Annotated in this window: 11 protein-coding genes; 9 read left to right on the forward strand and 2 right to left on the reverse strand. The window is 44.7% G+C overall.

Translation table 11 applies throughout. The features are described from left to right. Positions 1–25: 25 nt before the first annotated feature. The 3 genes from RTN07_RS10005 to tmk all read left to right on the forward strand — a co-directional run bounded on the left by RTN07_RS10005 (position 26) and on the right by tmk (position 2,994). Complete coding sequence (locus tag RTN07_RS10005) at positions 26–952, forward strand: aminotransferase class IV (protein WP_312177802.1); 927 nt, start codon at positions 26–28, stop codon at positions 950–952. An 86-nt stretch (positions 953–1,038) separates the two neighbouring features. Beyond that, the gene (gene mltG / locus RTN07_RS10010) at positions 1,039–2,340 is read left to right on the forward strand and encodes an endolytic transglycosylase MltG (RefSeq protein WP_312177804.1); all 1,302 of its coding nucleotides are present in this window, start codon (positions 1,039–1,041) and stop codon (positions 2,338–2,340) included. Positions 2,341–2,352: 12 nt separating this feature from the next. After that, entirely contained in the window at positions 2,353–2,994 is a 642-nt protein-coding gene (gene tmk / locus RTN07_RS10015) for a dTMP kinase (protein WP_203171440.1), read from the forward strand. Positions 2,995–3,077: 83 nt separating this feature from the next. On the opposite strand, the gene nadB is transcribed toward tmk, so the two are convergent. Next, on the reverse strand, positions 3,078–4,775 hold the full coding sequence (nadB, locus tag RTN07_RS10020) for an L-aspartate oxidase (protein WP_312177806.1): 1,698 nt from the start codon (positions 4,773–4,775) through the stop codon (positions 3,078–3,080). A gap of 507 nt (positions 4,776–5,282) precedes the next feature. Here nadB and RTN07_RS10025 point away from each other — a divergent pair. From RTN07_RS10025 to purC, 4 genes are all read left to right on the forward strand, one after another. Beyond that, positions 5,283–6,443, forward strand: coding sequence for a metallophosphoesterase (locus RTN07_RS10025; protein WP_312177807.1), 1,161 nt, complete (start codon positions 5,283–5,285; stop codon positions 6,441–6,443). A gap of 225 nt (positions 6,444–6,668) precedes the next feature. Next, positions 6,669–7,562, forward strand: a complete 894-nt coding sequence (dapA, locus tag RTN07_RS10030; protein ID WP_312177808.1) for a 4-hydroxy-tetrahydrodipicolinate synthase — start codon at positions 6,669–6,671, stop codon at positions 7,560–7,562. Next, positions 7,559–7,858, forward strand: a complete 300-nt coding sequence (locus RTN07_RS10035; protein WP_051499973.1) for a hypothetical protein — start codon at positions 7,559–7,561, stop codon at positions 7,856–7,858. The genes dapA and RTN07_RS10035 overlap by 4 nt, the downstream gene beginning before the upstream one ends. A gap of 134 nt (positions 7,859–7,992) precedes the next feature. Then, positions 7,993–8,721: a phosphoribosylaminoimidazolesuccinocarboxamide synthase gene (purC, locus tag RTN07_RS10040; RefSeq protein ID WP_050325481.1), complete on the forward strand. Its 729-nt coding sequence runs from the start codon at positions 7,993–7,995 to the stop codon at positions 8,719–8,721. 254 nt (positions 8,722–8,975) lie between these two features. Here purC and serB read toward each other — a convergent pair whose 3' ends face one another. Further along, entirely contained in the window at positions 8,976–9,971 is a 996-nt protein-coding gene (serB, locus tag RTN07_RS10045) for a phosphoserine phosphatase SerB (protein WP_312177810.1), read from the reverse strand. Between the two features lie 81 nt (positions 9,972–10,052). On the opposite strand from serB, the gene RTN07_RS10050 reads away from it, so the two are divergent. Together RTN07_RS10050 and RTN07_RS10055 are read left to right on the forward strand one after the other, a co-directional pair. Next, positions 10,053–11,435 carry a hypothetical protein gene (locus tag RTN07_RS10050; protein WP_007116152.1) on the forward strand — a complete coding sequence of 461 codons (1,383 nt, stop codon included), beginning with the start codon at positions 10,053–10,055 and terminating at the stop codon, positions 11,433–11,435. A 109-nt stretch (positions 11,436–11,544) separates the two neighbouring features. Continuing rightward, positions 11,545–11,781, forward strand: a complete 237-nt coding sequence (locus RTN07_RS10055; protein ID WP_007116151.1) for a PA3496 family putative envelope integrity protein — start codon at positions 11,545–11,547, stop codon at positions 11,779–11,781. Positions 11,782–11,798: the final 17 nt, after the last annotated feature.

The following is an 11,798-nucleotide window of genomic DNA, read 5'->3' on the forward strand; positions in this document are numbered from 1 at the left end:
AATTTAATCAAGTAGCCAAATAACCATGTGGTATTCATTATCTGATGCTCAGTATGCCAAGCAAACGCCAATCACCGCTATCGATATTGACTCACGGGTGATAGCGTATGGCGATGGGTTTTTTACCACCATGGCGGTGGTGGCAGGACAAATCAATTGGCTAAATTACCATTTAGATAGAATCAAAGAGAGTGTCCATGCGTTACAACTCAATTTAACCAACGCGGACTTAGACGCAGCCAATTTAGACGCAGCCAATTTAGAATCCCCCAATCATACTATTCGCGCATACTTTAATAGTCAGTTAGCCAATTTTGCTAAAACCCTCAATCACGGTATGCTCAAGCTGATAGTCTGCCGAAAAAACCAACCTATCAAAGGCTATGGATTTTGTAACTCTGAATTTGACGCTTTTATTAAGCTTATGCCCACCGATAAGCCATTAGCACAGCAAGCCAATCAAGTCATCATCCAACCTGCCGCTACCGCGATTTGTCTTACGCAGCAAATTGCGTGTCTACCCAAACCCTTGGTAGGACTTAAGCTACTAAACGCTCAAGATAAAGTGATGGCAAGTCACGAGCTGTGGCAGCACCAAACCCAACATGCGCAAATGATTGATGGGCTGGTACAAGATGTGATGGGGCATTGGGTAGAAGGTACCTTTTGCAATGTGTTTTATCAGCTTAATTATGAAAACGTGTGGTACACACCGCCCATCAACCGCTCAGGGGTAAAAGGGGTGATGCGGCAGGTGTTATTGGCTAAGTTTGCCAAGTACAATAGGGCGCATGAAGAGCGATATTTAACCAGCGAGGAGTTAGCCAATATCACAAGCTTGTTCTTTTGCAATGCGGTACGCGGAATTTTGCCCATTCAAGCATTGATGCTACCCAATGGGCAGTCAACAGCGCTTGATTTGGCCCCAATCTATACGCAAAAATTAACTTAAATCGTGTTGCTGGTAACCAAAAAAAATTGCTATTTTTGTCATTAATTGTTAAATTCTCGCTAATTGAGTCAATATAAGCTTTCTCTATGAACGACCAATCTAATAATAATATGTCTAATAACTCAGAAGGTTCTGAGCATCATCCTACTCAGCACAGTGACGCACCTCACGCAGTGGATATTCCAGATTCTCAATTGCAGGACAATCATAGCAAAGATAAGGATATCAAGGATAAGGATGACGAAGACCCTCATAGCAAAAACGTCAATATTAACGATGCTTGTCTGATTAATCGTTCAACGCGAGAATTCAATGACAACATCACCGGTAGAAACAAAAAAAATAAATACCGTCTACTGGGGCTAGTGGGGTTTATTGTATTGGTGCTAGGCTGGTTGTTATTTGCGTGGTATAACACCTTATATGGCACTATCACCCAACCAAAGCAGATGGTGACTATCAATAAAGGTCAAACCTACTATGCGCTGGTAGACGACTGGGATAAAAAGAAAAAGCTGTTCGTCGCGCCACTTGCCAAACTATATATCAAAATGACGGTGGATAAACCGCTTCATTCAGGGGTCTATCAACTGCCTGAAAATCCAAGTTTTGCCAATTATTTAGCCATGCTACAACAAGGTGAGAAAGTCGCTTTTATTAAAGTGCAAATCATTGAAGGCAAAACAGCTAAAGAGTTGTATCAACATTTGATGGACAATAAAGGGATTAAAAACGAAGTTATCCATGGTAGCAAAGTTGACGTTGACAAACTTGGGCTCAATATCCCTGCTGACTATCACCCAAATGGCAACCTTGAAGGTTGGTTTTCACCGGACACCTATTATTTTAATGAAGGCAGCAGCGATAAAAAAGTGCTAACGGATTTATTTACCCGTCAACACACAGCATTGATGGAAAACTGGAACAATCGCCAAGCCAATCTCCCGTACAAGACACCATATGAAGCGCTGATTATGGCATCGATTATTGAAAAAGAAACCAGTGTCGAAAGTGAGCGGGGTGAAGTGGCAGGCGTGTTCGTCAATCGTCTGAAGAATAATATGCGCCTACAAACCGACCCCACCGTGATTTATGGCATGGGCGATCGTTACGATGGCAATATTCGCAAATCTGACCTTGAAGAAAAAACCGCTTACAACACCTATCAGATTGACGGCTTACCACCGACACCGATTGCCTTGCCAAGTATTGCATCCATTAAAGCGGCACTCCACCCAAATCAAACCGATTCGCTATATTTTGTGGCAACGGGCAATGGCGGTCATAAATTTACCAGTAATTTAGAAGACCATAACCAAGCGGTGCAAGATTATCTGCGGGTGATGCGTGAAAAACGCGCCAGCCAAAACAGCCAATTAGGTCAGTAAAAAACGATACCCATGCAAACAGCTGCGAAAGCCCCCATTAGCCAAAAATTTATCTCATTTGAAGGTACCGAAGGGGTTGGTAAGTCCACCTTGATTGCCAATCTGGCAGCGTATTTGACCGCGCAAGGCATCGATTTTATCCAGACCCGTGAACCGGGCGGCAGTCCGTTTGCTGAGCAGTTACGCGCCATGTTACTTGACCCTGCAACGACTATGACAGAGGACAGTGAACTGCTATTGATGTTTGCGGCACGTGCCGATCATGTGGCGCAAGTGATTTTGCCAGCGCTCGCTCAGGGTCAATGGGTGCTGTGCGACCGCTTTACCGATTCCACCATTGCCTATCAAGGGTTTGGGCGCAAACAGGGCGATAGGGCAGAACTTAGCAAAATTGAATTACTGATTAGGCATTTTGTGGCAAAAATGCCAGATATGACCATTTGGCTAGATTTACCGGTGACAGAAGGGATGAGCCGTGCCAAAAATCGCGGCAAACTAGACCGCTTTGAGCAAAATCAGCTAGCGTTTTTTGAGCGGGTGCATCAAGGGTTTGCTTATCAAGCACAGCAAGAACCGCAGCGCGTCAAACGCATTGATGCGCAGGGTACACCTGATGAAGTGTTGGCAAAAGTGCTAACGCAGCTGGGTATTTAATGTCGTTATTTAGTGTTATAAAGCTTTTACAATTATTTTGAAAAAAGGGGATGATAAACATTCCCTTTTTTATTTAACCCAAACTATGGCATAGATGGGGTTAAAATCACGTCTGCCGCGACTGGCAAAGTTTGCGGAAAGTCTTTGTTGTAATGCAGTCCGCGCGATTCGTGGCGACGTAGCGCCGAGCGCACAATGAGCTCAGAGACTAGCAGCAAATTACGCAATTCAATCAGATTTTTGCTGACCACAAAGTTGGCGTAGTAATCATTTACTTCTTGTTTTAACAACAAAATGCGGTTGAGTGCGCGATGCAGGCGTTTGTCTGAGCGCACAATACCAACGTAGTGCCACATGCTTTGGCGCAGCTCATCCCAGTTTTGCAGCACGATGACTTCTTCGTCAGGGTCGGTCACATCTTGGCTGTCCCAATCAGGGATAGTAGGAATGGGGGGAACGCGATTTTCTGTAAATGCAGCGGCAATATGGCGCGCTGCACTCATCCCATACACAAAACATTCTAACAGCGAGTTACTCGCCATGCGATTGGCGCCATGCAGACCCGTAAATGACGTTTCGCCCATGGCATATAGATTGAACACATCGGTTTGGGCGTTTTCATTGACCATCACCCCACCACAGGTGTAGTGAGCGGCGGGTACCACGGGGATTTTATCTTGGGTCATGTCAATGCCCAGCTCTAGTAGCCGCTCATATAACATAGGGAAATGACCTTTAATAAAGGCTGGTTCTTGATGCGTAATATCTAACCAAACATGACGTATTCCCAAACGCTTCATCTCAAAGTCGATGGCGCGAGCCACGATATCACGCGGCGCCAGCTCACCCCGTTCATCGAAACGAAGCATAAAGCGCTCACCTTCTGGGTGTTCTTTGGTTGCTGGCAGGCGCAGGTAGGCACCTTCACCGCGCATGGCTTCGGTGATTAAAAACGAGCGCGCTTCTGGATGATATAGACAAGTAGGATGGAACTGATTAAATTCCAAATTCGCAACGCGGCAACCTGCGCGCCATGCCATCGCGATACCATCGCCCGTGGCAATATCTGGGTTAGATGTATACAAATACGCTTTTGATGCCCCGCCGCATGCTAAGGCGATAAAGGGCGCGGTAAAGGTGATAACTTGATTGGTGTTCAAATCAAGGGCGTACAGTCCCACGGCACGATTAGGCTCGCTAATCGGACTGTAGTTGTGTTTACTAAGTTTATGGGTGGTGATGACATCAATGGCAGCGACATACTCAAACAGTTTGACATTCGGGCATTGTTTGACACGTTTGGCTAACGAGGTAGAAATAGCCACCCCAGTGGCATCTGCCGCATGGATGATACGACGTTTGCTATGACCGCCTTCACGGGTCAGGTGCAAGGTTTCGTTTTCATCCAAGGTAAATTTGACACCCTGTTTGAGCAAAAACTCCACCGCTTCTCGGCTATGCTCCACTGTAAAACGTACCGCATTTTCATGACAAAGACCTGCCCCTGCAATCAAGGTATCATCGACATGCTCATCAACCGAATCATCATCCGATAGTACCGCTGCCACGCCGCCTTGGGCATAAAAAGTGCTGGCTTCAGTGAGCTTGTCTTTTGCCAAAACAGCAATCGATAGATGGCTTGGCAAGGATAAAGCTAACGATAAACCTGCGCCGCCACTGCCGACAATCACCACATCAAATGCGTGGCGATGGTTAGCCTGTGCTTGCGGCTGGAGAGTTTCTTTGATAGGGGAGTTTGACACATTAACGCTTGCTGTCATAACGCTGACGTCCTTCAAATTAATGAGTTAAAGAGCCAAAAAAATCTAAGCCAGCGCTGAGCAAATTGGGTCAGCGTGCTACATTTAAAAGGCTGTGTTTAAAAGGCTATTTTAAAAGCTATGGTTAAAAGGCTAGGTTTAAAAAGCTATGTGAAAATAAAACTATCATATCAGCTTTTATAAATGATGGCGGATTTTTTCTATGGGTTGTTTAAGTAGCAAGCCCATCCAAACAGCCAATGGTTAAGGCTAAACAGGGTGCGATGGAGAAAAAGCGCTCGTCTTTGTTTTGCCGTCGCTACCAGATAAACAGGGTCAAAATGCAAAGTTAGGTATTTTTGGATGAGTTAAATACAAAAAACTCGCCTAGCTGTTCATTCATTTTTTGCGATATGATGACAGTTTAAATTGTCATATTCATGATTGCCATTTATAATGGGCGCTTTTTTTTATACGTATTTGTCATGCAAATTATTGATTATTCAGTAAATTTAGGTAATGCTTTATATGGGTGGTAGCATGATTGGCAGTTGGCTAGGTCATCTTGGCGCGCTCATTGCCGTCTTGGTAATCCTATGGTCGTGCCTAAAAACCGTGCAACTCAAAGCGCGAACAGATAATCTGCAGATTCTATTACAACTGGTCAGTTTCTACGCGCGCTATTGGTTTGTTTGGCTGTTGCTGTGGGCAAACGTGCAACTGCTGTATGACAACCAAATCATTTACTGGCTGCTTATCGCGTTATCCTTGTTGTATATCTATATGAGCTGGGTTGAGCCCAATCGGCTGCGCGTTTCGCGTTTTTCAATTAATTTGACTGCATCTGCGACCTATCGACCTGCGACCGATATTTCACTGGCTGCGCCATTATCACAATCTATCAAACGACAAGCTGCAAAAATTGCGGTGCTGAGTGATATCCACATTGGTATATTTTCTAACCCCCATCAGTTAGCGCGTTTGGTAAAATGCCTTAATCGCTTAGATGTTGATGCGGTGCTGATTTTGGGTGATTGGTTATATCAAGCGACAACTTTGGATGCCCATCTAAGCCCATTTAAAACGCTGAACAAGCCTTGCTATACCGTCCTTAGCGATGCCGATACCCAGCAGGTTGTCGATGATGCACAAAATAGCGAACCTGCTAGCAATATGCAGTTAATGAATATTTTGCCAACCTTCGGTATTCAATTATTGCCTGAGCAAGGCTTGCGCATTGCCGGGATAAAAATCATAGGCATTCATAATGGCAGTACAATGGATTTACCGCGCGTGATTGAACAGCAGCGCGGCGCGGGGCAGCCATTAGTGATTGCCACCCATGATATCAAGCAGTTAGAAGCCAATCCGCGAACGTTAAGTGACGCCAACAACGATACTTTGGTGATTGCGGGGCAAACCCATGGTGGGCAGGTCAATATACCTATACTGACACCGCTGATGGTGAGAGCATTGACAGGTAATAAACTGGCGGCAGGGTTACGCAGACCCGATGCAGCCAAACAATCCGACAATCATCCCAAAGTATTCAATGAGGATGAAAAACCCAGCAAACGCTACCAAGTATGGGTGAATACTGGGATTGGCATGACAGGGCTGCCGTTTCGTTTTAATTGTCCCCCTACCATTGATGTGCTAACCATCCAAGTTCAAACGGCTGATACTTAACCCCTACCATTTGCCACGGTAAGCCAGCGACTATAAACCAGTTGCTGCCTTATTATCTGGTTGAATGGGGTCTATAACTTGATTTGCTACAGCGGCGGAGAAACTTGCGTTTGCTATCAAAGCGCTTAAACTTCGCCCCAAATGTATGCTACACTAGACAAAAATTTTCAAAAAATTGTCGCAGCTGTTACATATTCTACTTAAGGTTTTGTCCAAGGTATTGTTATGACCCCCATTTTAGATAAACTACAAGGCTCTATGGTCGCGCTTATTACACCTATGCATAGCAATGGTGACGTCGATTGGCAATCATTGGCAAATCTCATTGATTGGCAAATCGAGCAAGGTACGGACGTACTGGTATCGGTTGGTACGACGGGTGAATCCGCAACCTTATCGATGCAAGAGCATGTGGACGTCATTGAATTTACCATGAAGCAAGTGGGTGGTCGTATCCCCGTCATCGCGGGTACAGGCGCTAATAATACAGTTGAAGCCATTGAGCTGACCCAGCACGCCAAACAAGCGGGCGCTGATGCCGTGCTGTTGGTTGTCCCTTACTACAATAAACCGACCCAAGAAGGGCTATACTTACACTATAAAGCCATTGCTGAAGCCGTGGACATTCCCCAAGTGCTGTACAACGTACCCGGGCGCACTGTTGTTGATATGCAGCAAGCCACTGTCGAGCGCTTAGCGGACATCGACAATATCATCGCAATTAAAGATGCGACAGGTGACGTGGCGCGTGGTGCCAAACTGATTGAAGCAGTAAAAGGTCGTATGAGCGTATTTTCAGGAGATGATGAAAGCGCGCTTGCGCTGATGCGTCATGGGGCAAAAGGCAATATTTCAGTGACCGCCAATGTCGCGCCAAAAATCATGAGCCAAATTTTTGGCTTGGCACTCAAAGGTGAGTTTGAACAAGCCGAAGCATTAAACCAAAAGATAGCCCATTTACACCAAGATTTATTTATCGAGTCAAGTCCAATTCCTGCAAAATATGCCTTACACAAAATGGGTCATATTGAGCAAGGTATCCGTTTACCATTAACTTGGCTTACCCCAGAACACCAACAAGTGATGGATGAAGCACTTGCCAAAGCAGGTTTACTATGAAAAAAACACGCAGCGCCAACCACAATCGATTCAACGCCCAACTAGCCCTAGCTATCATTGCCTCTGCTAGCATTGCTATGACAGGCTGTACTACTTTTAAACGTAAAGTTGGCGACAATTCTTTGGACTATACCAAAACCAAAAAACTTGAACCCATCCAATTACCGGCAGATGCACAAACGCTGCCTTTTACGCCAGTTTATGCCGTGCCGCAATCAGGCGAAAATACGTTAAAAATCACAAAAGAAGGCAGTAAGCGTTTTGAGCTACCGCGTCCGATTAGTACCGTAAAATAAAGAGTGGCTGACAGCATTCATGATAGTTGGCAGCTTGTGTTGCTAACCGCGTATCAGCCAATCAATGCAACTGTCATAAATTAGCTACCCTAAGCCAACCTTAGCCAATCTTAAACAGCCATTTGGGAATTACCATGCAAAAACTCGATTTACTTTATAAAGGCAAAGCAAAATCCGTCTTCGAAACTGACAATCCAGATTACCTGATTTTAGAATTTCGTGATGATACCTCTGCATTCAACGGCGAGCGTATCGAACAGTTAGCGCGTAAAGGCAAAGTCAATAACCGCTTTAATGCCTTTATCATGCAAAAACTCAGCGAAGCCGGCATCGAAACCCATTTTGAACAGCAATTATCGGATGAAGAAGTGCTAGTCAAACGCCTAACAATGATTCCCGTCGAGTGTGTGGTACGTAATTATGCGGCAGGCAGCCTAGTACGTCGCTTAGGCTTACAAGAAGGTCAAGCGTTGACGCCACCTACCTTTGAATTGTTCTATAAAGATGACGGTCTGGGCGACCCCATGGTGAATGATTCGTTAGCGGTATCACTCGGCTGGGCAACGCAAGCACAACTGGATGAAATGAAAGCCTTAACCTTTAAAGTCAATGACGTGTTATCAAAAATGTTTGATGACGGGGGTTTGATGTTGGTGGATTTTAAACTAGAATTTGGGGTATTCAAAGACCGTATCGTACTGGGCGATGAGTTCTCGCCAGATGGTTGCCGCGTCTGGGACAAACAAACCAAGAAAAAACTGGATAAAGACCGTTTCCGTCAAAGCCTAGGTGATGTGGTCGAAGGTTATGAAGAAGTTGCCCAACGTATTGGCGTGTCTTTGGTTGATGAGTCAGGTCGATAAATCGGACGCATTCATCAAGCTAGCTAATCGCTACAGCGAATCTAATTAAGTCCAATTAAATTTGGATGGCATGTGAAATAGATAAACATCTAAAACTGGGGCTTGCTCCAGTTTTGTGTTTTTGGGCTTAAATTTAGGTTTTTAGCGATAAAAATTATCCACAAGTAAGGTTATCAAAATAAGTGATCGCAAAGACTCACTTACTTGAGTTAATTTTATGACGCCTAGTCATGGGTGTTGTTTGACTGGGTCTATCAATCGCTCAATCCCAAGACAGTCATCACCCCATCGAGTCCTGCGACGGTTACCGCATAATCTGCTTGGTCACGCACAATCGGTTTGGCGCGATAGGCAATACCGATATCAGCTAGCCCTAGCATTGGCAAGTCATTAGCGCCATCGCCGACAGCAACAGTCTCTGACAGCTTAATGCTTAAACGCTGTGCTACGGCTTGCAGAATTTCGGCTTTACGCTTGCCATCTACAATCGCTGAGGTGATTTCACCTGTCACTAAATTATCGACGATATCTAGGTCATTGGCATAACTCTCATCCATCCCTAAGCTGTTTTTCACGTATTCGGCAAAATAGTTAAAGCCGCCTGAGACCAATACCACATAGTAACCATGATTTTTCAGTGCGCTAATCAAGCGTTTTGCCCCTGGGCTAAAGGTAATGTGATTGGCAATAATATCTTCGAGCACCTCACTTGATAACCCTTTAAGCAAAGCCACACGGCGAGTAAAGCTTTCAGCAAAATCAATTTCCCCGCGCATGGCAGATTCGGTGATCGTATCGACTTGCTCACCAATCCCGGCTTTTTTTGCCAATTCCACAATCACTTCTTGCTCAATCAAGGTCGAATCCATATCAAACAACGCCAGTTTATGCGGGCGCACCAATGTCGCAAGGGGCATGACATTGACATCTACATGATAGAGGTTGTTGGCGGCGATTTGTTTGATCCGTTGCGGTAAGTCGCTGATATCAGTATCTGATTCTAGCGTCACAATCCAGCGAATCGTTGTCACAGGGCTGGTTTGCTCAGCTTGGGCGCGTGTGTCATTGGCTTGCCAATCAAGCTCATTGACTAAGGTGTCTTGATGTAAGAGGCGAATGGCAGGATGAAGGCTTGCAAGGGTTTGGCTAATTTGGCTCAATAGCCCCAATTCAAACTTGGCGGCGCTTAGGGTAATCGCGTAACTATGGGGAAAATGCTGATTAAGTTGATACAAAAAATTTGTCGTCATGGTAGTTTACCCCTTGTATGCCAAAAAAATAAACATGATAATGTAGCATTTAATCGCTCCTAAAGAAAGTTTAATCTACCCATGAATCATCTAGCCCCCCGTCAAGGCAAATTCGCTATTGTGCTACTTATTAGTTTTTGTTTACATTTTTTGATGCTTACTTTTAGTAGTGAAAAATCCCAATACGAGCAGCGTACCCAAAAGGGTGAAAAAATTGTTGAACAGTTAGCCAAAGAAGCCATGGTGGGCATCACCAGCCAAGATAGAATTAGCCTGAGCGTCTTGGCAAACCGCTACCAAGTTGATCAGGAAGTCGCCAAGCTTGTCATCAGTGACCAAAACAATCAGCCGCTGGTGCAAACCGGACAAGCACAAAACGAAGTAGGGCAGGTGATTGACAAACCGATTATCCAAAACAACCAAGTCCTCGGTCACGCCATCATCACCATGAAAGCGGTCTCCAAAGGCGAGATTGTCAGTAGTCAATGGTTGTTTGTATTAGGGTCAGCAATTTTGCATGGGTTTTTATGGTTGATTTATGGCTATATGGCGCGCCCAACGCAGGAACAGCTTGCGCAATTGGGTGAAAAAGTCCAGCAGCATATCGCGCTTGCCCGTGGCAGCTTAGCGCCCACCAACCCTGCATTGACAGCGGGTGGTGAATTGCAGTTAGACGAAGACACCTTGTACAATAAAGCAGGGGATAGCAGCGCCACCGCGCAACCTGCCGCCACTGGCAAAACCATCAATGATTTTTTAAATCGAGAAAAATCAAAATCTGCTAAAGACATTCCCCAAGCCCAGCCCACAGCGACTGAGGCGACTGACAATCTGGCTCAAGAAAATACAGTAGACAGCCAAAAACAGCCTGAAATTGAATTACAAATTCATTTTTACGACCAGTATCATCTGCTAAAACGGGTGGCACCTGAAGTTGCAAAACCGTATTTTCAATTGTGTAATCAGCTATTGATGCGCGCATCAAACAGCTTGTTTAATTCGTCAAACAATGTGTTAAATCGCTATATCAAAGACGTGTATATCAAAGACAACTCGCATTTTAATGCCAACGGCGCGGTCATTCATCTAGCAGGTAAAGCCGAGCAATTGCCACTGGCAGCGGTGCTGTTGTCAAAATTGTTGATTATCCTCAACCAAGTGGTATACGAAAAACACCGTGAGCTATCGCGTTTTGCCTTGCCATTAACCATCGGTACCAGTATCAGTCATCAATTCGATGACGTACAAAAACTAATGGCAAACCACGCCAAAGAAGATGGTTTATTACTCCTGTATCCACTCGATTTACTTAAAACGTTAGATGGTAAAGTGCAGTTTAAAAACTTGCAACATCCGACCACTATCACAGAGCGTGAAATGGTTTGGTACAACGGTTTATCAGAAACCTTGATGACCGAACTCATTGCCAAACGCGATGATATTTTGACAGCCACAGAAAAATAAAAGAATCATGGCTATTTTTTCTTTCGCCACTTGACTTGACCGACAAAACCCATTATAAGGCTTTATGAAATTGCAAATTTATCGAATCGACCAGCGAAAGGAGCAATAAATGGCTGATCCAGATATTGATGATAGCTTTGAAGATGACAATTTTGATGATGACGATGACGCGCGACTCGTGGATGACGACGCATCGGGTCGAAGTCGGGCAAGTAGTCTTGAAAAACGTCGTTTGATTGACAATTTATTGGAAGAAAAGCGTCTAGAGCGCTCACTCAAAGACAGCTTTGATGACGATCTTGATGACTTAGACGATGACGACGATTTTGATGATGATGAGTTGTAAGTCAAGCAAAAGGTTAA

Source organism: Moraxella sp. CTOTU46934 (assembly GCF_031979465.1).
GTDB lineage: Bacteria > Pseudomonadota > Gammaproteobacteria > Pseudomonadales > Moraxellaceae > Faucicola > Faucicola tetraodonis.

Bases quoted from the DNA above. Each gene is read 5' to 3' on its own strand.
- RTN07_RS10035 (WP_051499973.1), top strand. From the start codon at position 7,559: ATGAAAAAAACACGCAGCGCCAACCACAATCGATTCAACGCCCAACTA.
- tmk (WP_203171440.1), top strand. From the start codon at position 2,353: ATGCAAACAGCTGCGAAAGCCCCCATTAGCCAAAAATTTATCTCATTT.
- RTN07_RS10055 (WP_007116151.1), top strand. From the start codon at position 11,545: ATGGCTGATCCAGATATTGATGATAGCTTTGAAGATGACAATTTTGAT.
- mltG (WP_312177804.1), top strand. From the start codon at position 1,039: ATGAACGACCAATCTAATAATAATATGTCTAATAACTCAGAAGGTTCT.
- RTN07_RS10025 (WP_312177807.1), top strand. From the start codon at position 5,283: ATGGGTGGTAGCATGATTGGCAGTTGGCTAGGTCATCTTGGCGCGCTC.
- purC (WP_050325481.1), top strand. From the start codon at position 7,993: ATGCAAAAACTCGATTTACTTTATAAAGGCAAAGCAAAATCCGTCTTC.
- RTN07_RS10050 (WP_007116152.1), top strand. From the start codon at position 10,053: ATGAATCATCTAGCCCCCCGTCAAGGCAAATTCGCTATTGTGCTACTT.
- dapA (WP_312177808.1), top strand. From the start codon at position 6,669: ATGACCCCCATTTTAGATAAACTACAAGGCTCTATGGTCGCGCTTATT.
- serB (WP_312177810.1), bottom strand. From the start codon at position 9,971: ATGACGACAAATTTTTTGTATCAACTTAATCAGCATTTTCCCCATAGT.
- RTN07_RS10005 (WP_312177802.1), top strand. From the start codon at position 26: ATGTGGTATTCATTATCTGATGCTCAGTATGCCAAGCAAACGCCAATC.
- nadB (WP_312177806.1), bottom strand. From the start codon at position 4,775: ATGACAGCAAGCGTTAATGTGTCAAACTCCCCTATCAAAGAAACTCTC.